Source organism: Rhodococcus sp. IEGM1339 (assembly GCF_050321925.1).
GTDB classification, from domain to species: domain Bacteria; phylum Actinomycetota; class Actinomycetes; order Mycobacteriales; family Mycobacteriaceae; genus Rhodococcus; species Rhodococcus pyridinivorans.
Genome location: NZ_JBNQFT010000023.1, coordinates 64,098 through 89,953, shown reverse-complemented (window position 1 = coordinate 89,953; position 25,856 = coordinate 64,098). Strand labels below are relative to the sequence as shown.

The following is a 25,856-nucleotide window of genomic DNA, read 5'->3' as shown; positions in this document are numbered from 1 at the left end:
CAGTCCTTCGAAGCCTCGACCGAAGCAAGAACTCATCAGCTACACCCCACCGCTCTGGGCATCCAGGGCACTGACCCCAGACACCTACAAACTTAGGGACGAACACATGAACGCAACCCGCACGGTCGTCACCACCGAAGTCGGCATCGTCGGCGGCGGCCCGGCAGGTCTCATGCTCTCCCATCTCCTCGCGAAGGCGGGGATCGACAACATCGTCGTCGAGAAGCGTGATCACGAGACCATCCGGACCACCCACCGTGCGGGGATCCTCGAGCACGGCTCGGTGTCGCTGCTCACCGAGAGCGGAGTCGACACCCGTGTCCTGAACGAAGGGCACCGCCACGACGGCATCGATCTGCGCTTCGGAGGTGAGAGCCACCGCATCGATTTCCGGGACCTCGTGGGTGAGTCGGTGTGGTTGTATCCGCAGAACGAGGTCTTCGTCGATCTGGCCGCCTCGCGCGAACGCGACGGTGGCGATGTGCGCTACAGCGTCTGCGACACAGAGGTTCTCGACATCACCACCGACACACCGAAGATCCGGTTCGCCGAATCCGACGGCAGGCCGGTCGAGATCCGGTGCCGCATCCTCGTCGGAGCCGACGGATCACAGAGCATCTGCCGCAAGGCGATTCCCGGCGACGTCCGCACCGACCACTTCATCGAGTACCCCTTCGCATGGTTCGGGATCCTTACCGAGGCTCCACCGAGTGCACCCGAATTGATCTATGCGCGTTCTGATCACGGATTCGCCCTCATCAGTCAACGCAACGAGTCGGTGCAGCGGATGTACTTCCAGTGCGATCCGTCCGAGGACGCGTCGACGTGGAGCGAGGACCGGATCTGGGACGAGCTTCAGAGGCGTGTCGACGGCCCCGACGGTTTCGAACTGAAGCGCGGCCCCATCTTCGAACAGATGGTCCTGCCGTTCCGCTCGTACGTGTGCGAACCGATGCGGCACGGAAACCTCTTCCTGGCAGGCGATGCCGGCCATACCGTTCCGCCGACCGGTGCCAAGGGACTCAACCTCGCCCTGGCCGACGTCCGGGTGCTCTTCCGCGCGCTCGACTCGTTCTTCTCCACCGGCTCGTCCGACCTGCTCGACGCCTACAGCGACACGGCGCTGCAGCGCGTGTGGAAGGCGCAGAACTTCTCGTACTGGATGACCTCGATGCTTCACACCCGTGAGGACGCAACGCCGTTCGAGAACAAACGGGCGCTGGGCGAACTCGCCGCGGTCGTCGGCTCCCGGTACGGACAGCAGTATCTCGCGGAGGCGTACACGGGCCGGCCCGACCGCTGATCGTCAGGGCGTGCGAGCCAGGAGTTCGTCGAGCCGATCGAGAACCCGCCTGTTGAGGAGGGTGCGGTTGCCCATCTCGCAATGCCCACCCGCACCCTCGGCGTCGATGAACGGGATGAGGGTCACCTTGTCGCCCAATCGATCGACGAACGTTCCTGCACCGCGCGCGAGGGCATCGCTCTCGGCGGCGGTCACCACGACCGGGCACGAGATACGCTCCCCGACCTCGTCGAACGTGTACGCGTTCATCTCCGCGAACAGTTCCCGGATGTCCGAGACTCCGTTGACCCAGAATCCGCGGGCGATGATCTTCAGGCGCAGTGACGGATCCGACTGCACCGCAGCCATGATCGTGTCGGCGTCCTGTGCGCTCATCGAGAGAGGATCGTCGAGGACCTCGGGAGAAAGGCCGAATGCTGCCCCGAGGGCCCGGGTGCCGGCCGCGACACTCCACTGACCGGGATCGGCGACCACCGCGGCCAGACGATGCTCACCGGATGCTGCGCGCGGCGCGAGATACCCACCGAGACTCCATCCGCTCAGGACGATGCGTTCGGGGTCGACGATGGGGGAGGCCGTCGCATGATCGATCACCGCGCGCACGACCACTTCCCAGTCCGGACGTATCGGCATCTTCTGCTTGTAGAGCATCTCGCCCTGGCCCGGTCCGTCGAACAGGAGACAGTGATAGCCGCGTCGCAGCGCTGCCACGGCCGATGCGAAGTACATGTCGGTGATCGTGGCGTCGTATCCGTTGGTGAAGACGATGAGCGGCCGCACGCTGTTCTCGTGGCCGGGTGCGGGAATCAGGTAGCCCGGAAGCGTGGTGTCCTCGAACGGAATCCTGGCAACCTTGACGGGTGTGTCCCCGATCGCCAGCCCGGCCTCGAAGGCCGCGACCTGCTTGTCGAAGGCGGCGATCAGACGTGGGTCGACGGGAGATCCGTACAGCGGGTGGTACGCGGTCGCGTAGTAGGCGTTCGCCCGCAGGAACAGCTCGCGTGCCGAGTCGTCGTGCCCGGCGGTCGCGCAGGACTCCGCTTCGGCGACGAGACGGTCCCCGGTCTCGACCCACGCCCGATAGAAGTCCCCGTCGTCACCGTCGCCCACCTGCCGGGCCACTGCGGCGATCTCGCCGAAGTCGGCGCCGCCGTAGGGGATGTAGGCCAGCGGCCAGGTTCCGAACTCGTCGTGCAGATGATCGTGGAACAGCAGACCCATGTCGGTGCTCCTTCGAGCCGAGGTTCGCGAATCGGGGTTCTCCCTGCACGATGACGTCACCGCTACCGGAATCAGCGGCTTTCACCCTCGGTTTCGTCTAACAGGAGCTTCGGCTTCGCTCTCCTATACGGCTACGAGCCCATCCGGTGCCTTCTTCGCCAGGCGTCCGGCGAGGGCCGCGCACACCAGGAGCTGCATCTGGTGGAACAGCATGAGCGGCAGCACGATCAGGCCGATGGGCTGGCCGGGGAACAGCACGATCGCCATGGGCAGACCGGTGGCGAGGGACTTCGTGGAGCCGCAGAAGAGGATCGCGACACGGTCCTGATATTCGAAACCGAGTCCGCGCGACGAGTACCAGGTGAGCGCGAGCACGATCGCGAGCAGCACCGCGCACACACCGACGAGGGCGAGCAGGCGGCCGACCGAGATCATCGACCAGATACCCTCGTTCATGCCGCGGCTGAACGCCACGTACACGACCAGCATGATCGATCCGCGGTCGACGAGTTTGAGCGGCTTGCCGTGGGCCTTCACCCAGCCGCCGATCCAGCGCCGCAGGAGCTGACCTGCGACGAACGGCACGAGCAACATCAGCACGATGTCGAGCACGGCCGACCCGCTGAAGGTGACGCCCTGGGTGGACATCGTCAGCGCGACCAGCAGTGGAGTCGCGAAGATTCCGATGAGACTCGAGGCGCTGGCCGAGACGATCGAGCCGGGGATGTTGCCGCGCGCCACCGAGACGAGCGCGATGGCGGACTGCACCGTGGACGGCAGCAGGCACAGGTACAGGACGCCGAGATAGAGCGGGTCGCTCAGGATCGACGGCACGAGCACCTTGGCGGCCAGGCCGAGCAGCGGGAAGACGACGAAGGTCGTGGCGAGGATCGTCAGGTGCAGACGCCAGTGCTCGAGACCCTCGATGGTCTCCTGCGTGGACAAGCGCGCGCCGTACAGGAAGAACAGCAGCCCGATGGCGATCTTGGCGGCCCAGTTCACGCCGTCGAGTACGACCCCGTCGGCGGGCAGCAGAGCAGCGACGGCGACGGTGGCGAGGATGGCGAGCAGGAACGGGTCGAGCCGTCCGAGCACGGGGATCTTGGAGAGCACGAATCGACGGTACGGCAGCCGGATGTCATTACAGAAGACGGTCGCCACGTTTTCTGTAATCGCGATTCGTGATGAAATGGGGTGGTGTTCGATCCGGTGCACCTACGGAGCTTCCTGGCCGTCGAGCGGGAGCGCGGCTTCACCGCGGCCGCCCAGCGGCTCGGCCTGCGGCAGTCGACGGTCAGTCAGCACGTCGCGCGACTCGAGAAGGAGATCGGGCGCCGCCTGTTCGTACGCGACACGCACAACGTCGAGCTCACGGCGGACGGCGCCGACATGGTCGCCTTCGCCCGCGAGATCCTCGATCGCCACGATGCCGCCCGCAGGCACTTCTCGGAGTCGCCGCTCAGCGGCCGGCTGCGTTTCGGGGTCTCCGAGGACCTGGTGCTCTACGAGCTGCCGTCGATCCTCGCCGAGTTCCGGCGTAGTCATCCCCGCATCGATCTCGAACTCACGGTGGATCTGAGCGAGGATCTGCAGCGCCGTCTCGACGACAACGAGCTCGATCTGGTCTTCGGCAAGCGTCGACCGGGCAGCCGCCACGGTGAAATGATCTTCAGCGAGCGTCTCGTCTTCCTGTCCGCCCCCGATTACGTCCTCGATCCGGACGAGCCGACACCGCTGGTGTCCTATCCGTCGCCGGCCCTGACCCGCGACATCGCGCTCGAGGTCCTCCAGCGCAGTGGGCGCGGTGTCCGCGTTGCGTGCACGACCGACAGTCTCAACGGTCTGCGCGCTGCAGCGCTCGCGGGACTGGGCGTGGTGCTGCACGCCGAGCGGCTTCCACCACCCGGTCTCGTCCCGGTGCGCGATCCCCAACGATTGCTTCCCGGTGCGGGTGAGATCGAGTTCGTGCTCATGGCGCGTCGTTCCGTACTCAGCGGCCCGGAGGCGGCACTGCGGGCGGCCATCCTCGCGAATGCGGATCGTGTGCGCGTGTGACGGTGTCGCGGACGGGTATTCCTGTGCCACGCCCGCTGGGGGCGGCAATGTTCACGCCGCAGGAGGAACCGTGTCCACAGACGCGATCGTGTTGCTGAAGGAAGACCACAAGGAGATCAAGAAACTCTTCCGCGACTTCCGGAAGGCCGAGGGGGAGAAGGAGAAGGGCAAGATCGTCGACAAGATCATCGAAGCCCTCACCGTGCACACCTATCTCGAGAACGAGTGCATGTACCCCGAGGTGCGTTCCCTGCTCCCCGATCTCGAGGACGACATTCTCGAATCGTACGAGGAGCACCACGTCGCCGACGTGCTCGTCATCGAACTGGCCGGGATGAAGCCCGACGCAGAGCGTTTCGACGCGAAGACGACGGTCCTCATCGAGAACGTCGAGCATCACATCGACGAGGAGGAGGGCGAGTGGTTCCCCAAGGTGCGCGAGGCGCTCGGCCGTAAGCAGTTGCAGGACATCGGTGCCCGCATGCTCGAGATGAAGGAGGGCGCCCCGCGGTCACCGGCGCAGCCGTCCGCGCTGAAGAAGACGATCGACGCGGTGATCAGCTGACGGTGTGCTGCGGCCGGGCGAGGAAGGCGCCTCGTCCGGCCCGGCTCGCCCGGTAGGCGTCGCGCCGCGTCTCGACGAGCCATCCCGGCCACGGATCGACGAATCCGGGGCAGTGGACGGTCGGATCGAATGACGGCTGCTCCGAATCCTTCTCGGGCAGGTGGCGAGTCAGCGTCAGACGTCCCGCCGCTTCCAGAGGCCCGCGGGCGGAACCCACCAGGAGAGAGAACTCGAGCGGTATCTCGAGTGCCTGCACGGAGGTCGTCGGGGACGGTTGTCGTCCGCGCGGAACGGCGGTGATCCACCGCGGCGCGGGGTCGCTGTCGGTCCGATAGGCCATGAGCGTGCTGTAGCGGGCACTCGACCACGAACGGGCCGGCAGCAGCGCCACCCGGGTCGGCAGATGAGCCGATGCGAGCAGGACGTCCCACGGGCCGGTCTTCGTGGCGAAGCGCACCGCGAGACCGAGCACGTCCGGCATGCCGTCCGGTGTGCCGATGGCCCGCGACACCCGGGCGACGACAGGAGTGGGGCGGGGAATCTGCCGCGGCCACCAGGACGACTCGAGTTCGGCAACCCCTTCGAAGGTCGCACCGCGCGGGTGGAACACGCGCGCTCCGCGCAGCGCGGATCCCACTCGGAACGGCACGGACAGCGCCGACGACAGAGCAGTCATGGGGATGGCATACCCGCGATCCGCCGGTTCAATCGCCTTCGTCACTCCTCACCCCGGCAGCGTCCGATTCGGTCACGATGAATACATGCGTTCACCGTTGCCGGATTATCTGACCGAAGTGCTCCGAGGATGCGCCGACAGTTCGGGCGCCCTCGCCGACTACATCCCGGAACTGGCGAGGGCCGACCCGGACCGGTTCGCCCTCACCCTCGTGACCGCCGAAGGTGCGGTGTACTCCGTGGGCGACGACCACACCGAGTTCACGATCCAGTCGATCTCGAAGCCCTTCGTCTACGGTCTTGCGCTGCAACAGAGAGGCTTCGACGCCGTGCTCGACGTGATCGATGTCGAACCCTCCGGGGAGGCGTTCAACGAGGTCTCGCTCGAACGCAACACGGGCCGTCCGCTCAACCCGATGATCAATGCCGGTGCGCTCGCCGCACACGCCCTGGTGCTCGACGGACGGCAACCCGAGGACTCGGTGGAGGACATCCGTTCTCTGCTGTCGTCCCTGGCCGGTCGCGAGCTGACGATCGACGAGAAGGTCGCGTCGTCGGAGCTCGAGAACTCCTACCGCAATGTCGCCATCGCCAATCTCCTTCGGGGGTACGAGGTTTTCGAGGACGATCCGGACGAGATCGTCGAGGGGTACATCCGGCAGTGTTCGGTGACTGTGACGACCAAGGATCTCGCGATGATGGCCGCGACGCTCGCGGCGGGCGGTGTGCAACCCGTGACGTGCGAGGAGATCTTCTCGCGGGACGTGGTGCGTCAGGTGCTGTCGGTGATGGCGACCTGTGGGATGTACGACGCGGCGGGGGACTGGCTCTCCACCGTCGGTATCCCCGCCAAGAGCGGCGTGTCCGGAGGAATCATAGGAATCCTACCGGGACAGTTGGGTATTGCCGCATACTCGCCGCGCCTCGACGACCACGGCACCAGCGTCCAGGGGGTCGCCGCCTTCGGTCGTCTCTCCCGCGACATGAACTTGCATCTGATGGACGCGCCGATGGTCGCACACTCGGTGTTACGCAGAAGGCATGTCATCGGCGAGGGTGACGAGTCTCTCACCCTCCTCGAGTTGCAGGGCGACCTCCAGTTCACCAGTTCCGAGGGTCTCGTGACGGCCGTGGTCGACGAGCCTGTGGAGACGAAACGCCTGGTCTTCGACCTGTCCCTCGTCCGTACCATCCTGCCGGTCGGCCGAAGGATGTTGCTGGAGATGATCGGTCGGCTCCACCGGGACGGCGTGGAGGTCGTCGTGATCGACCCCGAAGGGCATCTGCCCGAACCCGACACCGGCTACGGCTTCCGACCGCAGGTTCACACCTCGTGGGAGGACCTGGAGGCGCAGGGGTGAAAGGGCATTCGGCACGAAAGTGACGTGAGGGACGGCTGTGAAGTTTTCCGGAACCACGGGTGGCGTCCACACCGAGCACTGGGCTACGGTGTCGTGCGGTGTGCCCGAGGTTGGTCGGCGAAAGACGCTCGTACCCCACGAAAGAAGATCCATTCATGCCGTTCCGTGAATCCCTCGTCGTCCCCGGAATCGTCCGGGTAGGAGGATGATGGCGTTGCTGACACGTTCGCCCTACCGTTGCCCCGGAGACGGCAGCGTGATCCACCACGCGTGCGCAGGACTGCTGACCTACTGGGAGCGTCCCGTCGAGGAGCACGTCGCCCGCACCTCGCTGGGTGACACCTACGTGCTCACCACGGGTCCTGCGACCGCACCGCCGATCGTGGTGCTCGCGGGTGGCGATCTCCCGGCGACGGGGCTGCGTCTGCTCGCCGAGCAGTTCGGCGAGCGCCACCGGGTGGTGCTCGTGGATGTCCCGGGCCTTCCCGGTGCGAGCGCGGGCAGCCGGCCCGACAGCCGGATCCACAGCGTCTACGGCCACTGGCTCGTCGAGGTGCTCGATGCACTCGGCGTCGAGCGGATTCCCGTGATCGGTCTCGGCTGGTCGGCCTCCGTGGCCGCTGCGGTGGAGGATCTTGACCGGATCGAGAAGCTGGTGATCGCGGCGCCGCTGGGTCTCGTCCCGCGCGTCCGGTGGAACCGCGCCCTCATCCCCGGCCTGCAGTGGCGCAACGAGCCCAACTTCGAGAACACCGAGCGGTACCTTCGAGCACTCGCGGGATGCGACTACCGGCCCGACGAACAGACCCTACGGTGGTCCTGCCGCGTCGGTGCGTATTGCACGTCGCTGACGAACATGCCCCGCATCGATCGGGCCGTGCTGCGCCGCTGGCGCGGGCGTCCGGTCGAGGTCGTCGTGGGAAGCAAGGACCCCCTCGTACAGGTGGACGCGCTGAACAAGCTGGCCGACGACATGGGTGCTCATTTCGTGGCGCTTCCCGAGGTGGGTCATCTCCTCGCGGTCGAGGCGCCGGCCGCTCTGGCGGCGACGGCCGCAGCCGCAGCGGTAACGGAGAACTGAGAACCGGGACTCGGAAGAATCCGGTCCGGGAGAGTGTGGGTCGAAAGTGGCGGTGCCGGGCTGCCCCCGACGGGCGTAGCTGTCAGTCCGGCATCGCCACTTCCGGTCACCCTCCCAGTGGAGCCCGAAGGCTCGAGTACCCACACCAGGGCTGCGATAATCCCCGAATTATTACGTTTTGGTCACGGGGACGCCTACGACCGTACCACCTGGATGCTGTGTCGTTGCAGATGTGTGTATCGGCGCGTCACACATCCGCGATTACGGGGACGCGATCACATCACGCCACGGCTCTGTCGGATCACGCCACAGCGGGGCTCCAGTCGACCACCACCGACCGTGCTCCGATGTATTCCAGCAGGTCGCGGACCGGTCCGCCGAAGCGGAGCTGACGGGCGACCTCCAGTTCGTCGAGGTCGTCGTTCTCCGTGCCGACGAGGATCCCATCGATCATGCTGCGGGCCGCGGACACGACGAGCGTCTCTTCCTCGGCCACCCGGACCGGTACATCGTTCTCGCCCGCCACCGCGCCGACCGCCACGGCCACGTAGTCCCTGTCCTCGTCCGCGTCGTGATACGCGACCAGGCGGCCATGCAGCACGGACTCGGGCAGGATGCGGTCGAGCGTTACGCCCGAGGGAACGCGCTCGTCCTCGGGACGGATGCTCGGGCCGGCTGCGGCCGGTGTGGCCGGGGATGCCGTGGGCTGCGCGGCTGCGTACAGGGGCACGCGCCGAGACGTCCAGCCGAAGTAGGTTTCGCGTTGCGCATACATCGCACCTGCGCCTCCTCGATAGGACTTCGTCTCTACCTCCAGTGTGCTCCGGGCCACCGACACGTTTGTCGGTTCCGAAGGAGGGGTCGTAGGAGCTAGTCGCGCGAGGCCCGGACGCCGGGTGAGACGAGCAGTCGGCCGAGGACCGCGAAGAGCGCGAGGATCACCAGCGAGCAGATCCCGGCGAGGGCGGCACCGCCCACGACCAGGGCGTAGTCGCTGCGCGCGAGACCGTCCACGATGGGCCTTCCCACCCCGCCGAAGCTCACTGCCGCGGCGATCGTGGCGGTCGCGACGATCTGCACGGCGGCGGTGCGCAGGCCGACGAGGATCAGCGGCAAGGCCACCGGCAGCTGGGCCCGCAGCAGGATCTGGGACGAGGTCATCCCCATCCCGCGGGCGGCGTCGGTCAGCGCCGGGTCGATCCCGCGGATCCCTTCGTAGGAGTTCAACAGGATGGGTGGGATCGCGAGTGCCACCAGCGGCACCATCACCGGAACGAGCCCGATCCCGTACAGCACGACCAGCAACACGAGCAGGCCGTAGGTGGGGAGGGCGCGTGCGGCGTTCGCTGTGAGCGACACGAGCACACCGCCGCGGCCCGTGTGCCCGGTCCACAGGCCGAGCGGCAACGCGAGGAGCACGGAGATCACGAACGCGAGCAGGGTATAGCCGAAGTGCTGGGCCAGTCGCGTCGGGATCCCGGACGCGCCCGACCAGTTCGCGGAGTCGCCGAAGTATTCGGACAGATAGTTCAGCAGCGTCGTCATCGGCGCACCTTCGAGGTGCGGTGCATCCACGGCGTGGCGAGACGCTGGACGAGCACGAGCACCGCGTCGACGACCAGTGCCATCACGACGGTCGCGATGATGCCGATGATCGCCAGATCGAGTCGGTCGAGCTGCACCGAGGCGGTGAACAACGCGCCGAAGGCACCCATGCCGATCAGCGCTCCGACGCTCACCATGCTGATGTTCGCGACCGTCGCGACCCGCAGCCCCGCGATGACCGCGGGGATCGCCAGCGGCAGGTCGACGGTGAGCAACCGGCGCGGCGTCGAGAATCCCATCGCCACCGCCGACTGGCGGACACTGTCGGGCACAGCACGCAATCCGTCGACGACGTTCGGGACGAGGCCCGCCAGCGCGTAGACGGCCAGCGGAAGGATCACGGTGGTCCGGCTGATCCCGGTGAACGCGATGAGCAGGACGAAGAAGGCAAGCGACGGAATCGAATACAGGACACTGCAGACCGCGAGCACCGGGGCGTACACCCGCGGCCACCGCACGCACGCGAGGCCCAGCGGCAGAGCGAGGACGAGGCCGAGCAGCGACGCGCCGAGGGCCATGACGAGATGATCGCCGAGCAGTTCCCAGAACGTCCCGAGATAGCCGGGAATCCGCAGGCTCACCGCAACTTCCGCATCGCGAGCGGAGACGGGGTGCCGGCCTCCCTGTGGTTGTGCGCCGCGCGGACCGCCGCGGTCACCTCTTCGCCACTGATCACCCCGAGCGCACGTCCGTCGTCGTCCACCGCCACGGCATGGCCCGATGGTGAGAGCACGGCCGCGTCGAGCACGACGCGCAGCGGATCCCGCCCGGGAACGAACGGCTTTCCGGCCGGCAGGAATTCAGCATCGGCACTGCCGTCTCGCCACCCCGTCGGGCGTCCGTCGTCGTCGACGACGAGAAGCCAGCCGTCGCCGACGGCGAGTTCGGCGGCATCGCGGGTGACGATCGGATCGGTGCGCAACGGCAGGTCGGCGGACGAGAAGAACGACATGAGTCGCACACCGCGGTCGACGCCGAGGAATCCGGCGACGAAATCGTCGGCGGGGGAGGTGAGAAGCTCCTCCGGAGTCGCGTACTGGGCGAGCACCCCGCCCGGCCGCAGGACGGCCACGCGGTCGCCGAGCTTGATCGCCTCGTCGATGTCGTGGGTGACGAGCACGATCGTCTTGGCCAGCACCGATTGCAGGCGCAGGAGTTCGTCCTGCAGATCCTTGCGGACCACGGGATCGACCGCGGAGAACGGCTCGTCCATCAACAGGATCGGAGGATCGGCCGCCAGCGCGCGTGCCACACCGACACGCTGCTGCTGCCCGCCGGACAGCTGAGCAGGATAGCGTTGCGCCAGTTCTTTTCCGAGGCCGACTCGGGTGAGCACGTCCATCGCGGTCGCGCGGGCCTCCTTACGGCTCGCGCCGAGCAACCGGGGCACGGTGGCGACGTTGTCGATCACTGTGCGATGGGGGAACAGCCCGGCGTGCTGGATGACGTATCCGATGCCGCGGCGCAGGATCCGGGGATCCTCGTCCCGGACGTCGCGGCCCCCGACGAGCACACGCCCGCTCGAGGGCTCGACCATCCGGTTGATCATGCGCAACGAGGTGGTCTTCCCACACCCCGACGGCCCGACGAACACCGTCAGGGTGCCCGTCGGGACTTCCAGCGAGAGTCCGTCGACGGCGACGGTCCCGTCGGGATAACGCTTCCCGACGTTGTCGAATGTGATCACGTGGCACCGACTTCCGTCAGTTCAGATCGTTCTGCTGCAGCCACTCCTCGGCGACGACGTCGATGTCGCGACCGTCGGTGACCACCTGTCCGACCAGGACGACGAGGGTGTCGGTGGTGAGCTTGTCGGACACGGCGTCGATCTTCGCGACGTGGTCGTCGTCGAGATCGGCGCGATGCACCAGCGGGGTGACGTTCTGGGCTCCGAAGACCGATTCCGGGTCCTCCAGCGCAACAAACGGTTCGGTGCTCAGCGACGGATCGGTGGTGAAGATGTTCGCGGCCTGCACGGTGCCGTCCGAGAGCGCGCGGATGGTGATGGGGCCACCGGTGTCGGTGGGGACGAATTCGCGGAACTCGACCCCGTACACCTCACGCAGACCCACGACACCTTGCTGACGCGTCTCGAACTCCGGCGGTCCGCCGAGGACGAGTTCGCCGGCGACCGGCGCGAGATCGGCGATGCTCACCAGGTTGTAGCGCTGCGCGGTCTCCTCGGTGACGACGAGGGCGTCCTTGTTCTCACCGGGGGCGGAGGCCAGAATCTCGAGCCCGTCCGGAAGGGCTTCGGACAGGGCCGCATTGACGTCCTCCGTCGTCGAGGCGGTGCTGTCGGGGTCGACCCGCGCGAGCAGTGCGCCGTTGTACTCCGGGACGAGCGTGATGGCACCCGAGGCGACCTGGTCGTAGTAGATCTCGCGGCTGCCGATGTTGAACTGGCGGGTGACCTCGGCCCCCGTGCTCTCGAGCGCCTGCGAGTAGATCTCCGCGAGCAGGACGTTCTCCGGGAAGTTCGCCGAACCGACGACGATCGCGCCTCCGTCCGCTGTGTCTCCGGCGAGGGGATCCTCGTCTCTGCCGCCGGAACAGGCGGCCAGGGCGAATACGGACACGGCGAGAAGCGCGGTGGTGCGTGCGAAGCGTTTCACGGGTTGCTCCCTCGGATGCGGCACGGTCGGTTTTCGACTCTATCCCGGCGGATACCCACTGTGCCGGATTTGTCACGAGTGGATCACCAGTCGTCGCCGGCACGCTCCGAGGTCGTGAGGGCGAGGATGCCGCTCTCGAGACGGTATCGGCTCATCGAGTCCAGCGCGGGGGTATAGGCGTGCACGGTCACCGCCGGGACGGGACCGTCGTTGACGACCTCGTGCACGTGTCGACCGTCGAATCGACGCACGGCACCCGCCGACAAACGGGTGCGGGAGAGCGTCACGCGTTGCCCGGGAAGATCTTCCGACCACGGCTGGGCGACGGTGTCCTCCCGGACCTGTCCCTGCGCGACGGCGAATGCACCGGCACTCCCACCGTGATCGTGGATCCCGGTGCGCTGCCCGGGAAGCCAGCTCAGCAACCACGCCTCGTAGTCGTCGGCGACGGCGAGCCGGGTGTACCAGCGTTCGGTCTCGTCGAAGCGGACGAGCGGCCGCCAGCGGGAGACGTCCGCGGCGATGTCACGGACGATCTCGGCGAGATCGACGCGCACGGAGGGGGACAGAAGAGCAGCAGCCATCGTGGTTCCTCGAAACGGGAGCCGGACGGGATCGTAGGGTCGTCCGGGCAGGGGAAGTGGGTCGGGCCGGGATCAACGACAGGCGCGACAACCACAGAAACCACCGGCGATGCGGACGTAGTCCACATGAAGCCTGCGATGCCGCAGGGTCGCCGAAAGACGCATGTCGCTCACTTCAGCGGCCGGATGCGGCACTGTCAAGATTTTCACTCGTGTGACGTTCGGAACAACCGGGCCGGATTGCGTCGCCGTACGGGCTCGTCGCGCGCGTCGCCGAACAGCAACGGTGCTGCGTACGGGCGGTCCGAACCGAGCACGACGCGGTCGGGGCCGAGTCCGGACGCCACGGCCTCGACGATCTCGGGACCGTACGACGAGGTGTCGACGAACACTCCGGCCGACGGGACCGTCGCCGGTCCGCCGCGCGCGGCCATCCGGTCGGCGTGCAGCGGCGCGAGCCCGGCGAGCATCGCGAACCCCACGCGCAGTCCGGGGAGGCGAGGGGCCCCGTACTCGTGCCAGGCGAACCACGCGGTGTGCATCTGCGCCACGTACGACACCATCGCCGGCCACCACGGCGGAGCCGACGGATCGGCCGCGGCGGGCCCGGGATGCACGAACAGGGGAGCACCGACGCGGTCGAGTTCGTCGAGGAGCGGGGCGCACCGCGCGTAGCCGTCGGCATCCGCCAACGCGGTGGCGGGAAGCTGGAGACCGACGCAGCCCGCCCCGAGCACCTCACGCAGCGCCGCGGGATCGGGATCGTCGACCGACGCTGCCGCCCACGCCCCGAACGGGTGCGGCAGTGCGAGCACTCCCTCGTGGTAGGCGTCGAGCAGGCCGGCCCCGTCGGCTGCGGGAAGCGTTTCGATCCCCAGCGGGCTCGACAACGACACCAGCGCCAAGTCGATGCCGTCCTGCGCCGCGAGCTCGGCCCGCCGGGCGATCGAGTGATCCTCCGGTCGCACCTCGTACGGGGGTTCGCCGCCGAGGTACAGCGTCCATCCGACAAGCCGCGGCGCACGGGTGCGTGCCCGTAACGCAGCGACGAGTGGTGCCGGCCAGACGTGCTGGTGGACGTCGACGCGGGGAACGGTCATGCCGTCAGGATGGCAGACCGCCCGCCCGCTGTCCGTTGTCCGCGTCGCCTACTGTCCCGCGCCGCGGGGAACCCATCGTTCGTGCAGCTGTCCGCGCCGGATACCCGGACTCGTCCCGGGCGTCGCGAGAGCGGGGGTGGGTGCCGAGTGACGGCTTCCGACCACCGGCTGCGATCCGGATGCCGGGTCGGCGTGGAACTGCTCGTCGTACTCCGATGGGGGATCGGGCAGGCGGCGCGGCCGATCGATCCGGTACGGATCGTCGTGGTTCCTGCCGGTTCCCTTGAGCAGGCTGGTCGGCAGGTAGATGCTCGCAGTGATGCCGGCATTGGTGGACGACTCGAAGGTCGGACGCAGACGCACCGTGATGTCGTGACGATCGGCGAGGCGCGCGACCACGAACAGACCCATTCGCCGTGCGGCGCCGGATCCGGCTTCGCCGTCCGAACCCAGCCGCATGTTGATGTCGGCGAGTTCATCTGCGGGAATACTGATTCCGCGGTCGGCGATCTCGAGGAGGAGGCCGCCGTCGACGGCGCGGGAGAACGCGAACGCCACGGTGCTCTCGGGCGGTGAGGCGCGCAGTGCGTTGTCGAGGAGCTCGGCGATCATGTGGACGACGTCGGTGACGGCGCTGCCGACCAGATTGCCGTCCGGCGCATTTCCGATGTTCACGCGCTGGTAGTTCTCGACCTGCGAGAGGGATGCGCGCAGGACGTCGACGAGCGGTGTGTCGGGGACGCGGCCGAGGCGCTGGCGGGTACCGGCGAGGACGAGCAGCGAGTCGCCCGTGCGCCGCATGCGGGCGGCGAGGTGGTCGAGCGCGAACAGGTTCTGCAGACGTGTCGGGTCGCGCTCTTCGTGTTCGAGCGAATCGATCAGCGCCAGTTGCTGTTCCACGAGCGTCTTGTTGCGGCGGGCGAGCGTTTCGAGCATCTCGTTGACCTGCCGGCGCAGCTGGGCCTGCTCGCCGGCCAGACGTAGGGCACCTTCGTTCATGCTGTCGACGGCGCGCGCCACCTCGCCGATCTCCTCGCGGGTGTAGACGCGGATCGGATCCAGTGTGACGGATTCGATCTCGGCGCCGTCCTTGATCGCAGCGAGTGCGGCGGGCAGATCCTGTTCGGCGGTGCGCAGGGTGTCGTCGCGCAGTCGGCGCAACGGCCGGACGAGCGACATCGCGATCACGATCGCCAGGGCGAGGGCGAGGGCGAGGATGATCGCGACACCGATGGCGTTCTTGAGGGCTTCGGTGCGTGCTTCGGCCGCGAGGTCGTCGAGGGCGGCCACGGCTCGGGTCGCGGAACCGGCGACCTCTTCCTGGTAGATCATGAGGCTCTCGAAGAGCGACCCGCGCAGAGCGGCGACGTTGCCCGCTTCGTTGTCGAGGTTGGCCGTGAGGCTGCGGCGATTCTCGAGCTGGGTCATCAGACCGTCGACCCGGGAGGAGTCGGCGGTCTCGTTCTCGACGAAGGTGTCACGGAGGACGGCCAGTCGCGCGGACTCGACACCGAGGGCGTTGTTCCACATGAGCAGGGCACCGTCGGTTCCGGCGCTCAGCGCGGAGTATGCGAGGACCTGGTCGAGCAGGGACCACTGGGTGTCCCACAGGTCGAGAAGTGTCGCGCTCTCGCGCTGGACGGTGGGGTCGTCCGTGGTGGTGGTGATGGCGCGGTAGGCAGCCTGGGCGCGGCTGACGAATCCTTCGGCGCGCTCGCTGGCCACGGTCGGCGCCAGGGTTCCCGACGACGCGCTGTCGAGCAGGCTCTCGCCCTCGGCGAGCATGCGGTTGATCATCGCCGCGATCTGCGGATCGAGATCCTTCGCGTCGATGTGGTCGCGCAGCGTCGCGGCGGATTCGCGGGCGACCTGGGCGCCGTTGTCGACGGGCAGTGACAGGATCGTCGCTGCCGCGGCGCCGGTGACACTGGTGGCGTAGTCGGCGAGGGTCGGCAGGATGGAGACGTTCTCGGCGGCGGCGCTGTAGGCGTCGTTCTCCTGGTAGAGGTCGTAGACGCGGAGCGAGCCGTACAGGGTCGCTGCGACGATGGGGACGGCGACGACCGCGGTCATCCTGCGCCACAGACGCCAGTTGTCCGGCGTGTACTGCCGGAATTTCCTCATGACACTCACAACGTTTCGCCCCCCGAGACTCTCTACCTGCCTGAGTCGGCGGCCGGCCGAAACTGGACTTCGGCAAGTAAAGAACTTCGCCTTGGAAATTCGGGCCAGGGCGAATCACGGTTCGCTGCCGTCAGGACGTGGGTCAGAGTAGGTAGTACTTCGCTGCGCTCACAAGATCGCCGTCCAAGTCCGATAGCTGGTATTCGATCTTGTGTATACATCACGGTCGTGCGCTACGATGCCGCCGGAATTTCCCGTTCCGCCGGGTTTCGATGTCAGGGGGGCGCATGGATCTGCGACGGGTCGATCTCAACCTGCTCGTCGTCCTCGAAGTCCTGCTCTCCGAACGCAATGTCACGCGCGCGGCGCGGCGACTAAACATGTCGCAACCGGCGACGAGTACGGCTCTCGCCCGGTTGCGCAAGCAATTCGACGATCCGCTTCTCGTGAAGAGCGGCCGCACACTGCGTCCCACCGTGCGCGCCCAGGCGATCGTCGAACCGCTCCGCGAGGTGCTGCGGACCCTCGAGTGCTCGGTACTGGCTGCGCCCGGCTTCGATCCCGCGACGGATTCACGCACCTTCACCATCATGACCGGCGACTACGCCGCGATCACCCTCCTGCGTCTGCTGGTCCGGGGGAGCACCCCGGCCGGCATCCGTTTCGATCTGCTGCCGTTCAACGGTGCCGGTCTCGATGCCTTCCGCCGGTTCGAGATCGATCTCGCGGTGCTACCGGAACACGTGCTCGAATCCCCGGAGTTCGAGAGCTGCCGGAGGCAGGTCGTGCTGACCGACAGACTCGTCGGGGCGGTCTGGTCCGGGCACCCGTACACCGGCACCAAGCTCACCCGCGAAGTGCTCGGCCGCTACCCGTTGCTGTCCTACGCGCAGTATTCCGACGACACCAACCTCGGCCGCGCTCTGCTGCGTGCGGGGGCGGTGGCCCAGGTCGGCGCGACCAGCGGCAACCTCGCGGTGCTTCCGTACGCCCTGGAGAACACCCGCATGGTCACGTTCCTGCCCGAGCGCTTGGCCCGGCACCTCGCCGAGATGGCGTTCCTGCGCATCCTGGAACCGACCTTCCAGTTGCCGCCCCTGCGCGAATTCGCGGTCTGGCACGCCGAGCGCGATGCGGATCCCGCGCACGCCTGGCTCCGTGCGCAGCTCGACCCGATCGGGCGTCGCCGCGTCGCAGCACAGGCAGGCTGACGACGACGAACGCTGCGGACCGGCCCGTTCGACGGGGTCCGATCCGCAGCGTTCGAGTGGATCCGACGAGGTCAGCGTCCCGATCGACGCTGGAGGATCACCGCGATGACCACGACGAGAATCGCGACCACTCCGACCGGCGCGACCCGCGTCGCGACCGATCCCTTCGCGTACTGCATGAGGTCGAGCGGTTCGGCCTCGGGCTGCGGGGGCGCGGCCGGGGAGGGAGCCGTCGATGGCGTGGGAGGCGTCGAGGTCATCGCCGGTGCCGGTGAGGCGCTCACCGGGCTGGGTGGAACCGACTCGTTCGGCCGCGTCTGCGCGGAGTCGTCATCCCCGGCACCGGACCCGACGAATGCTCCACCGGCAGGCTCGTCGCCCGAACCCGAGGCGGTGAGCGGTGGGCTCGCCGGCACGGACTCGTTGGGCTGCGACTCGGCTGCCTCAGTGGCCGCCGCGGAGGAGGACACAGAGGAGGACACAGAAGAGGCCGTCGCTTCGGGTCCGAGCTTCTTCGACAGGCAGTCCGCGAACTGCTCGAGGATCTTCCCACCGACATCCGAGATCATCCCCCGCCCGAACTGGGCGGGCTTGCCGGTGATCTTCATGTCGGTGCTCACGATGCCGTCGGTGCGGTCGCCGTCGCCGGTGAGGGTGACGGTGATGGTCGCGGCCACCGTGCCGTTGCCTCGGGTGTCCTTCGCATTGGCCTCGATGACCGCCCGGCGGGCGGTCTCGTCCTTTTCGACGTACACGCCGGTGCCCTTGAACGTGAGCGCCACCGGTCCGAGCTTCACCTTGACGGTCCCGGTGAACGTGTCGCCGTCGACCCCGGTGAGCGTCGCACCGGGCATGCACGGCGCGACCTTCTCCGGATTCAGCAGGGCGGTCCACACCTCGTCGACCGGGGCGGGAACAGACAGTGTGTGTTCGAGTTGCATGAGGTCCTCAAGTTCGTAGGTGGTCCGGGATCTCGGTGTTCGGCGTGGAAAACGCCTAGACCCCGGAGGCAGTGGTGACCGCTCGTCGGGTGAGTACCCGGGCGAGGTGGCTCCGATACTCGGCGTCGGCATTCCCGTCGGTCATGGGAGCCGTGCCGTCGGTGGCGAGCTCGGCGGCCTCCCGGATCGTCTCGGCCGTCGCGGGCTTACCGATCAGCGATTCCTCGACGCCGCGTGCCCGGACCGGGACGGCCGCCATGTTGGTAAGCGCGATCCTCGCCCGTTCGATGGTGTCGCCGGACGCCTGTAGGGTCGCAGCGACCCCGACGATGGACCACTGCTGGGCCGCGCGATGGAACTTCTCGTAGCGCGCAGACCAGCCCGTGTGCTTGGGAATCCGGACCTCGACGAGGATCTCTCCGGGCTCGACCGCGGTCGTGAAGAAGTCCTGGAAGAAGTCGTCCGTCGCGATGGTGCGACGCCCGGACGGACCGGCCACGGTGAAGGTCGCCTCGAGCGCCACGGCAGGCGCCGCGAGATCCCCGGCCGGGTCGGCGTGCACGAGCGACCCGCCGAACGTGCCGCGGTGCCGGATCTGGGGATCGGCGACGGTCGCCGTCGCCTCGGCCAGCAACCGTGCGTGCTCCGCGACGAGCGGGTCGTGCAGCACATCGTGGTGGGTGGTGGTCGCGCCGATCACCAGGGCGTCGCCGTCGTCGCGGATGCCCCGCAGTTCGGGGATCCTGCCGAGGTCGACGAGCACGGTCGGTGCCGCCATCCGCAGGCGCAGGACGGGCATGAGGCTCTGCCCACCGGCAATGACCTTCGCGTCCTCACCGGCCTCGGTCAGCGCGGCGACCGCTTCGTCGACGCTCGACGGGGCGACGTAGTCGAACGGGGCCGGTATCATTTCGTGCCTCCTCGGGCGTCGCGGAGCGCGTGCCAGATCCGCATCGGTGTACAGGGCATCTCGACGTCGGTGACGCCGAACGGCCGGACCGCGTCGAGTACGGCGTTGACGACGGCCGGGGTGGAGGCGATGGTTCCTGCCTCGCCGACACCCTTGACACCCAGCGGATTACCGGGTGCCGGAGTGTCGGTGCGATCGGTGACGAAGGGCGGCAGATCCACCGCGGTGGGTAGCAGATACTCGGCGAACGACGAACTCAGCAACGTGCCCGACTCGTCGTGCACCGCTTCCTCGTAGAGGGCCTGGGCGATACCCTGGGCGAGTCCGCCGTGCACCTGGCCCTCGACGATGAGCGGATTCACGACGTGCCCGACGTCGTCGACGCACACGTACTTGCGGATCCGCGCGTGCCCCGTCTCGGTGTCGACCTCGATGGCGCACAGGTGGGTGCCGTGCGGGAACGAGAAGTTGTCGGGATCGTAGGTCGCCTCGGAGTCGAGGTTCGGTTCGACACCGTCGGGCAGGTCGTGCGCGGCGAACACCGCGAGCGCGACGTCGGTGAGCCCGACGGACTTCGAGGTGCCCTTGACGCGGAACTGTCCTGCCTCGAAATCCAGATCGTCCTCGGAACATTCGAGCAGGTGTGCGGCGATCGGCCGGGCCTTGGCGACCACCTTCTCGGCGGCCTTCACGACCGCGATGCCGCCGACGGCGAGCGAGCGGGAGCCGTAGGTGTCGAGACCGCGCGGTGAACTCTGCGTATCGCCGTGCAGGATCTCGATGTCCTCGAACGGGATTCCGAGCCGGTCGGCGACGATCTGGCTCCACGCCGTCTCGTGGCCCTGACCGTGGGCGGACGAACCGGTGACGACCTCCACCTTGCCGGTGGGGAGCATGCGGATCGCGGCGTGCTCCCAGCCGCCGGCGCCGTAGGAGAGTGAACCGAGCACCCGCGACGGGGCCAGGCCGCACATCTCCGTGAACGTGGAGACACCGAGACCGAGCTGCACCGGGTCGTTGCGCTCGCGTCGTTCGGTCTGCTCGCGCCGTAATGCGTCGTAGTCGAACAACTCTCGGGCCTTGGCGGTCGCGGCCTCGTAGTTGCCCGAGTCGTAGGTCAGGCCCGCGACGGTGTCGAACGGGAACTCCTCGTGCTTGATCCAGTTCTTCTCGCGGAGCTCGAGGGGATCCATGGACAGTTCGACGGCGAGCTCGTCCATGATGCGTTCGATCGCGAAGGTGGCCTCGGGGCGTCCGGCGCCGCGGTAGGCGTCGGTGGGCACCTTGTTGGTGAACACGTTGGTGCAGGCGAACCGGTACGAGTCGAACTTGTAGATGCCGTTGAACATGAACGCGCCGAGGATCGGCACACCCGGGGTGACGAGACGCAGGTAGGCGCCCATATCGGCGAGCAGTTCCACCTTCAGGCCCGTGACGGTGCCGTCGCGGCGCGCGGCGAGGGTCAGCTTCTGGACCTGGTCGCGGCCGTGGTGCGCGGCGAGCATCGACTCGCTGCGCGTCTCGGTGTACTTGACGGGCTTGTGTAGGCGACGCGCGATGAGGAGCGTGAGCACCTCCTCCGGCGTGACCTGCAGCTTGCCGCCGAAACCACCGCCCACATCGGGGGCGATGACGCGCAGTTTGTGCTCGGGGAGACCGAGGGTCATCGCGAGCATCAGCTTCAGCACGTGCGGGACCTGGGTCGCCGACCACATGGTGATCTGCGAGGCGGTGGGGTCGACGACGACCGATCGCGGTTCCATGAAGGCCGGGATGAGCCGCTGCTGCCGGAAGGTCCGTTCGACGACCACCTCCGCGTCGCGGATCGCGTCCTCGACGTTGCCGCCGCTGCCGGCCTCGGCGGAGTCGAACACCCATGTCGCGCTGACGTTGGTGCCGAGATCGGGGTGGACGAGGTCGCCGTCCTGCGTCGCGCTCTCGAGATCGAGCACGACCGGCAGGTCCTCGTAGTCGACGTCGATCGCGTCGAGGGCATCGTGGGCCTCGTATGCGCTGCGGGCCACCACGACTGCGACGGCCTCACCCGCGAACCGCACGGTGTCGACGGCCAGGGCCGGGGCGTTCGGGGTCTTCATCTCCTCGGTGATCGGCCACGCGCACGGCAGGCTGCCCTGCTCCTCGGCGAGGTCGGCGCCCGTGTAGACGGCGACGACCCCCGGCTTGCCCCGGGCCTCGGAGACGTCGAGTCCGGTGATGCGGGCGTGCGCGATCGGGCTGCGCAGGATCGCGGCGTGCAGCATCCCAGGGAGCACGATGTTGTCGGTCCAGCGCGTGCGGCCGGTGATGAGGTGCTCGTCCTCCTTGCGGCGGCGTGCCCGGCCGAGTTCGGATTCGCCGGTGCCCTCGTCGGTGGTGGGATCCACGGTGCTCGTCATCGTCATACCTCCTGCGTGGCGGCCGGGTTCTCGCGCAGTCGCTGAGCGGCGTCACGCGCAGCGGCCACGATGTTCTGGTATCCGGTGCAGCGGCACAGATTTCCTTCGAGACCGTGCCGTACGTCCTCGTCGCTCGGATCGGAGTTCTCGGAGAGCAGGTCGATGGTCGCCATGATCATCCCAGGCGTACAGAAGCCGCACTGCAGTGCGTGCTTCTCGCGGAACGCCTCCTGGACCGGATGCAGGCTGCCGTTCGTGGTGAGCCCTTCGACGGTGGTGACCGAGTGTCCGTCGGCCTGTACCGCGAGCATCGAGCACGACTTGACGCTGCGGTCGTCGAGCAACACGGTGCAGGCGCCGCAGTTGCTCGTGTCGCAGCCGACTACCGTGCCCACCTTCCCGAGTCGATCTCTGAGGTAGTGGACGAGAAGCATTCGCGGTTCCACGTCGTCCGTGTACTGCGTTCCGTCTACGGTGACAGTGATGCGCATCGATCCTCCAAGTGCCTCGCGTAGCGCAGTGATACAGATCACTGACACTCTGCTGCATATCGCGCGTCGAAAGGACCCGAATCGCCGAAATCGCCTTTGGGCTCGCGTCGATCGGAAGCGGGATCGTCACGAGACACGCCGGCTGGTCGAGGCGGAGGGCGCCAAGGAACATCTGGTACACTACACGACCAGCAAGCGCGCCCTCGTCGGGATGGCGCGGGCCTTCGCCGCCGAACTCGGACAGCACGACATCCGGGTCGACAGCATCCACCCGGGCGCGGTGAACACCCCGATGGGATCCGGTTCGATGCGCGACCGCATCGCCCAGACCGCCGAGAGCAACCCCGGCTCGGCGGCATGACCATGCCCTTCCTGAACAAGTACATGGCCGAGGCGGACGAGATCGCGAACATGGTCGCCTCGCGTCCGACGAGTCCGTCTCCGTCACCGCCCAGAGCTTCGCGATCGACGGTGGTGCTCAGTACTTCTGAGCGCCGATGTGCTCCTCGTGGGCGTGGATCGGTCCGCGTGTCTCCGCGAGGCGGCCGCCGCCCCCGCCCCAGCGCAGCGCGATGATCTCCGCGGCGATCGACACCGCGGTCTCCTCCGGGGTGCGGGCCCCGAGATCCAGACCGATCGGCGACGACAGGCGCGCCAGTTCCTCCTCGGTCAGTCCCGTCTCCCGCAGACGCTCCATCCGGTCGTCGTGTGTGCGGCGCGACCCCATCGCCCCGACGTAGGCCACGTCGAGCCGTAGGGCGACTTCGAGGAGTGGCACGTCGAACTTCGGGTCGTGGGTGAGTACCGTGATGACGGTGCGGGCGTCCACACGTCCGGCCTCGGCCTCGGCCGCGAGATAGCGGTGCGGCCAGTCGACGATCACCTCGTGGGCGCCGGGGAAGCGGGCCTCGGTGGCGAACACCCCGCGCGCGTCGCACACCGTCACCGTGTAGCCCAGGAACGAGCCGAGCCGGGCCATCGCCGACGCGAAGTCGATCGCCCCGAACACGATCAGCCGCGGCGGGGGCTGGAAGACGTTGACGAACACCGACATCCCCTCGCCGCGACGCTCACCGTCGGTGCCGTAGTGAAGGGTGCCCGAGCGTCCCACCTCGAGCAGGCCGCGCGCGTCGTCGACGACGGCGTCGTACATGCGGGACGAGGCGAGCTGTCCGTCGGCGCGGTCGCGCCACACGACCATCCGTCGTCCCCGTAACGCCGGGTCGGGATGGGCGGTGACGGTCGCGAGCGCGACGGGTTCGCCCGCGCGGACGGAGTCGAGCAGGTCGGTGAAGGCGGGGAAGGACGCGGCGTCGATCCGTTCGACGAAGACGTCGATGATGCCGCCACAGGTCAGGCCGACGGAGAACGCGTCGTCGTCGGAGACCCCGTAGCGTTGCAGCACCGGCTGCCCGCTGTCGATGACCGACCGGCCGAGTTCGTAGACGTCGCCTTCGACGCACCCGCCAGAGACGCTGCCGGTGACGGTGCCGTCCTGCGCGACCAGCATCGATGCACCCGGCCCCCGGGGCGCCGAACGGAAAGTCGAGACCACGGTGCCTACCGCGACGGCCTCCCCGTCCCGGTACCGCCGGTCGAGCTCGTCCAGAATTTCACGCACGCCGAACCTCCTCGAGAAGTTCTTCCAGTGTCGCAAGGCTGTGTCCCGCGAGCAGACGATCGATGTGCGGCAGGGCCGCGGAGATACCCGACTGGATCGGTTCGTATCCGGCGCCGCCGGCGTGCGGGTTCACCCACAGCACGCGGTGCGCGAGGCGATGCAGCTGCGCCATGCGTTCCCCGAGCTGCGAGGTGTCGCCGCGCTCCCAGCCGTCGGAGAAGATCACCACCACCGCGCCGCGCGCGAAACCTCTGCGCCCCCAGCGGTCCAGGAACGCGCCGAGCGTGTCGCCGAGACGTGTCCCGCCCGCCCAGTCCGGTACCGCACGCGAGGCCCCGGCGAGCGCGATCTGCGGGTCGCGGGCACGCAGCGCACGCGACAGGCGGGTCAGCCGCGTGCCGAGGGAGAACACCTCGGTGGACGACGGCGCGGCACGCGTGACGACGTGCGCGAACCGCAGGAGCGCGTCGGCGTAGGGACTCATCGAGCCGGATACGTCGATCAGCAACACCACCCGGCGCGGTCTCGTCGCTCGTGCCCGGTGCCGCGGCCGGACGGGTTCGCCTCCGCCCGCCAGCATGTCGCGCAGGGTGTGCCGCGGGTCCACCGGCCCGCGGCGGGAGGGCTTCGACCGCAATCCCCGACGCGTCGGGGGTCGGGGCTGCAACCGCGCGAGCAGTTCGGCGAGGTGAGCGCGTTCGGCGGTCGTCAATTCGGCCACGTCGCGGTGCCGGAGGACGTCGGTGTCGTCCGCCGCGACCTGCAGGCGTGGCGCGTCGTCACCGGAATCGCCCTCGGCGCCCTCGCTGCGGGACAGCGCGGCGATCCGTGCGGTGCGGGTGCGTTGCCCGTGGGTACGCGAGCCGGTGGGGACGGTGTCGCCGAACCAGTGGACGAAGACCACGTCGTAGCGGGCCGTGTCGTCCGGTGTGCGGCACAGCGTGGCGCGGCCTGCCCAATAGACCTGCACGGGATCCCCGACGTCGACGTGTGCGAGGGCGTCGAGATAGGTGGCGGTGGCGTCGAGGGCGACGGGCAGACCGGCGGCGGCGAGGGCGCGGCAGAAGCCGGCCAACCCGGCGACCGGTCCGGGGGCGGTCGTCATCCGGCCCTCGAGAGGTCGAGTCCGGCGCGGGTGACCCGGTCGATGTCCTCGCGGTACTTCAGTACGGCACCGAGTGTCGCCGCAGCGGTCGCTGCGTCGAGGACGTCGCGGTCGAGGGCGACCAGTGCGCGCGCCCAGTCGAGGGATTCGGCGATCCCCGGTGGCTTCAGGAGGTCCTGTTCGCGGAACGAGCGCACCGCGCGGGCGATCTGCTCGGCGAGCGGGTGCCCCAGACCGGGCAGCCGCCGCTGCAGGATCGCGACCTCGCGTTCGAGATCGGGATGCTCCACCCAGTGGTACAGACAGCGGCGCTTGAGTGCGTCGTGCACCTCGCGGGTCCGATTGGAGGTGAGCACCACCAGCGGTGGGACCTCCGCGCGGATCTCGCCCAATTCGGGGATCGTCACCGCGTTCTCGTCGAGCAACTGGAGTAGGAAGGCCTCGAACTCGTCGTCGGCGCGGTCGATTTCGTCGACGAGCAGCACGCACGGTGAGTCGGTGAGCGCCTGCAGCAACGGGCGGACGAGGAGATAGCGCTCCGTGTAGAGGGAACGCTCGGCGGTGTCCGCATCGAGCACACCGTCGCTCGCCGCTTCGAGCGAGCGCAGATGGAGCAACTGCCGGGGAAAATCCCAGTCGTAGAGGGCCTGCGAGGCGTCGATGCCCTCGTGGCACTGCAACCGGACCATCGGCAGATCCAGGGCCTGAGCGAGAGCCGCTGCGAGCGAAGTCTTCCCGGTTCCGGGTTCGCCTTCGCAGAAGAGCGGCCGGCCCATACGCATCGCAAGGAAGACGACGGTCGCCAGTCCGTCGTCGGCGAGATATCCCGTGGTCTCGAGAGCAGCCGAGAGTTTCTCGGGTGAATCGATACGTGTTGCGTCGCCGGTCATGA

Annotated in this window: 25 protein-coding genes; 7 read left to right on the top strand and 18 right to left on the bottom strand. The window is 68.0% G+C overall.

What is annotated here, in order from left to right; translation table 11 throughout:
- The first annotated feature begins 106 nt into the window (after positions 1 to 106).
- Entirely contained in the window at positions 107 to 1,303 is a 1,197-nt protein-coding gene (locus ACQR3U_RS18990; RefSeq protein ID WP_039584387.1) for a 4-hydroxybenzoate 3-monooxygenase, read from the top strand.
- 3 nt (positions 1,304 to 1,306) lie between these two features.
- On the opposite strand, the gene ACQR3U_RS18985 is transcribed toward ACQR3U_RS18990, so the two are convergent.
- Complete coding sequence (locus tag ACQR3U_RS18985; RefSeq protein ID WP_230811110.1) at positions 1,307 to 2,524, bottom strand: alpha/beta hydrolase; 1,218 nt, start codon at positions 2,522 to 2,524, stop codon at positions 1,307 to 1,309.
- A gap of 123 nt (positions 2,525 to 2,647) precedes the next feature.
- Positions 2,648 to 3,637, bottom strand: a complete 990-nt coding sequence (locus tag ACQR3U_RS18980; RefSeq protein WP_050993543.1) for a bile acid:sodium symporter family protein — start codon at positions 3,635 to 3,637, stop codon at positions 2,648 to 2,650.
- A gap of 84 nt (positions 3,638 to 3,721) precedes the next feature.
- Here ACQR3U_RS18980 and ACQR3U_RS18975 point away from each other — a divergent pair, with 84 nt between their 5' ends.
- Together ACQR3U_RS18975 and ACQR3U_RS18970 are read left to right on the top strand one after the other, a co-directional pair.
- The gene (locus ACQR3U_RS18975; protein WP_039584485.1) at positions 3,722 to 4,579 is read left to right on the top strand and encodes a LysR family transcriptional regulator; all 858 of its coding nucleotides are present in this window, start codon (positions 3,722 to 3,724) and stop codon (positions 4,577 to 4,579) included.
- Between the two features lie 70 nt (positions 4,580 to 4,649).
- Complete coding sequence (locus ACQR3U_RS18970) at positions 4,650 to 5,144, top strand: hemerythrin domain-containing protein (RefSeq protein ID WP_230811111.1); 495 nt, start codon at positions 4,650 to 4,652, stop codon at positions 5,142 to 5,144.
- On the opposite strand, the gene ACQR3U_RS18965 is transcribed toward ACQR3U_RS18970, so the two are convergent.
- Positions 5,137 to 5,820: a phosphodiesterase gene (locus ACQR3U_RS18965; protein WP_230811112.1), complete on the bottom strand. Its 684-nt coding sequence runs from the start codon at positions 5,818 to 5,820 to the stop codon at positions 5,137 to 5,139. The two genes, ACQR3U_RS18970 and ACQR3U_RS18965, sit on opposite strands and share 8 nt — an antisense overlap.
- 85 nt (positions 5,821 to 5,905) lie before the next feature.
- On the opposite strand from ACQR3U_RS18965, the gene ACQR3U_RS18960 reads away from it, so the two are divergent.
- Positions 5,906 to 7,180, top strand: coding sequence for a glutaminase (locus ACQR3U_RS18960; protein ID WP_230811113.1), 1,275 nt, complete (start codon positions 5,906 to 5,908; stop codon positions 7,178 to 7,180).
- 208 nt (positions 7,181 to 7,388) lie between these two features.
- Positions 7,389 to 8,261 (top strand): alpha/beta fold hydrolase, encoded by an 873-nt coding sequence (locus ACQR3U_RS18955; protein WP_230811114.1) that lies wholly within the window; start codon positions 7,389 to 7,391, stop codon positions 8,259 to 8,261.
- A 301-nt stretch (positions 8,262 to 8,562) separates the two neighbouring features.
- Here ACQR3U_RS18955 and ACQR3U_RS18950 read toward each other — a convergent pair whose 3' ends face one another.
- The 8 genes from ACQR3U_RS18950 to ACQR3U_RS18915 form a co-directional block, all read right to left on the bottom strand.
- On the bottom strand, positions 8,563 to 9,036 hold the full coding sequence (locus ACQR3U_RS18950; RefSeq protein WP_064060722.1) for a hypothetical protein: 474 nt from the start codon (positions 9,034 to 9,036) through the stop codon (positions 8,563 to 8,565).
- A gap of 95 nt (positions 9,037 to 9,131) precedes the next feature.
- Positions 9,132 to 9,806: an ABC transporter permease gene (locus ACQR3U_RS18945; protein ID WP_230811115.1), complete on the bottom strand. Its 675-nt coding sequence runs from the start codon at positions 9,804 to 9,806 to the stop codon at positions 9,132 to 9,134.
- The gene (locus ACQR3U_RS18940; RefSeq protein ID WP_006550779.1) at positions 9,803 to 10,447 is read right to left on the bottom strand and encodes an ABC transporter permease; all 645 of its coding nucleotides are present in this window, start codon (positions 10,445 to 10,447) and stop codon (positions 9,803 to 9,805) included. Before ACQR3U_RS18940 ends, ACQR3U_RS18945 begins: the two co-directional genes overlap by 4 nt.
- On the bottom strand, positions 10,444 to 11,553 hold the full coding sequence (locus tag ACQR3U_RS18935) for an ABC transporter ATP-binding protein (protein ID WP_024102447.1): 1,110 nt from the start codon (positions 11,551 to 11,553) through the stop codon (positions 10,444 to 10,446). Before ACQR3U_RS18935 ends, ACQR3U_RS18940 begins: the two co-directional genes overlap by 4 nt.
- A 16-nt stretch (positions 11,554 to 11,569) precedes the next feature.
- Complete coding sequence (locus ACQR3U_RS18930; protein ID WP_230811116.1) at positions 11,570 to 12,481, bottom strand: ABC transporter substrate-binding protein; 912 nt, start codon at positions 12,479 to 12,481, stop codon at positions 11,570 to 11,572.
- An 83-nt stretch (positions 12,482 to 12,564) separates the two neighbouring features.
- Complete coding sequence (locus ACQR3U_RS18925; protein WP_230811117.1) at positions 12,565 to 13,065, bottom strand: cysteine dioxygenase; 501 nt, start codon at positions 13,063 to 13,065, stop codon at positions 12,565 to 12,567.
- A gap of 206 nt (positions 13,066 to 13,271) precedes the next feature.
- Positions 13,272 to 14,165: an amidohydrolase family protein gene (locus tag ACQR3U_RS18920; RefSeq protein WP_024102444.1), complete on the bottom strand. Its 894-nt coding sequence runs from the start codon at positions 14,163 to 14,165 to the stop codon at positions 13,272 to 13,274.
- A gap of 48 nt (positions 14,166 to 14,213) precedes the next feature.
- On the bottom strand, positions 14,214 to 16,289 hold the full coding sequence (locus ACQR3U_RS18915; RefSeq protein WP_230811118.1) for a sensor histidine kinase: 2,076 nt from the start codon (positions 16,287 to 16,289) through the stop codon (positions 14,214 to 14,216).
- Positions 16,290 to 16,576: 287 nt separating this feature from the next.
- On the opposite strand from ACQR3U_RS18915, the gene ACQR3U_RS18910 reads away from it, so the two are divergent.
- Positions 16,577 to 17,500: a LysR family transcriptional regulator gene (locus ACQR3U_RS18910; RefSeq protein WP_230811119.1), complete on the top strand. Its 924-nt coding sequence runs from the start codon at positions 16,577 to 16,579 to the stop codon at positions 17,498 to 17,500.
- A gap of 71 nt (positions 17,501 to 17,571) precedes the next feature.
- On the opposite strand, the gene ACQR3U_RS18905 is transcribed toward ACQR3U_RS18910, so the two are convergent.
- Genes ACQR3U_RS18905 through ACQR3U_RS18890 form a run of 4 tightly spaced genes read right to left on the bottom strand, consistent with a single transcriptional unit; the run spans position 17,572 to position 22,238 of the window.
- Entirely contained in the window at positions 17,572 to 18,441 is an 870-nt protein-coding gene (locus ACQR3U_RS18905; protein WP_230811120.1) for an SRPBCC family protein, read from the bottom strand.
- A gap of 55 nt (positions 18,442 to 18,496) precedes the next feature.
- Positions 18,497 to 19,351 (bottom strand): FAD binding domain-containing protein, encoded by an 855-nt coding sequence (locus ACQR3U_RS18900; protein ID WP_019290574.1) that lies wholly within the window; start codon positions 19,349 to 19,351, stop codon positions 18,497 to 18,499.
- Positions 19,348 to 21,747 (bottom strand): xanthine dehydrogenase family protein molybdopterin-binding subunit, encoded by a 2,400-nt coding sequence (locus ACQR3U_RS18895; protein WP_230811121.1) that lies wholly within the window; start codon positions 21,745 to 21,747, stop codon positions 19,348 to 19,350. The genes ACQR3U_RS18900 and ACQR3U_RS18895 overlap by 4 nt, the downstream gene beginning before the upstream one ends.
- A 2-nt stretch (positions 21,748 to 21,749) precedes the next feature.
- The gene (locus tag ACQR3U_RS18890; protein WP_230811122.1) at positions 21,750 to 22,238 is read right to left on the bottom strand and encodes a (2Fe-2S)-binding protein; all 489 of its coding nucleotides are present in this window, start codon (positions 22,236 to 22,238) and stop codon (positions 21,750 to 21,752) included.
- On the opposite strand from ACQR3U_RS18890, the gene ACQR3U_RS18885 reads away from it, so the two are divergent.
- Positions 22,231 to 22,599 carry an SDR family oxidoreductase gene (locus ACQR3U_RS18885; protein WP_372477699.1) on the top strand — a complete coding sequence of 123 codons (369 nt, stop codon included), beginning with the start codon at positions 22,231 to 22,233 and terminating at the stop codon, positions 22,597 to 22,599. The genes ACQR3U_RS18890 and ACQR3U_RS18885 overlap by 8 nt on opposite strands.
- A 117-nt stretch (positions 22,600 to 22,716) precedes the next feature.
- Here ACQR3U_RS18885 and ACQR3U_RS18880 read toward each other — a convergent pair whose 3' ends face one another.
- From ACQR3U_RS18880 to ACQR3U_RS18870, 3 genes are read right to left on the bottom strand one after another with little or no spacing between them, the layout of a single operon-like run.
- Positions 22,717 to 23,859: an XdhC family protein gene (locus ACQR3U_RS18880; protein WP_006550767.1), complete on the bottom strand. Its 1,143-nt coding sequence runs from the start codon at positions 23,857 to 23,859 to the stop codon at positions 22,717 to 22,719.
- Positions 23,852 to 24,964 (bottom strand): vWA domain-containing protein, encoded by a 1,113-nt coding sequence (locus ACQR3U_RS18875; protein ID WP_006550766.1) that lies wholly within the window; start codon positions 24,962 to 24,964, stop codon positions 23,852 to 23,854. The genes ACQR3U_RS18880 and ACQR3U_RS18875 overlap by 8 nt, the downstream gene beginning before the upstream one ends.
- Complete coding sequence (locus ACQR3U_RS18870) at positions 24,961 to 25,854, bottom strand: AAA family ATPase (RefSeq protein WP_006550765.1); 894 nt, start codon at positions 25,852 to 25,854, stop codon at positions 24,961 to 24,963. The genes ACQR3U_RS18875 and ACQR3U_RS18870 overlap by 4 nt, the downstream gene beginning before the upstream one ends.
- Positions 25,855 to 25,856 lie beyond the last annotated feature (2 nt).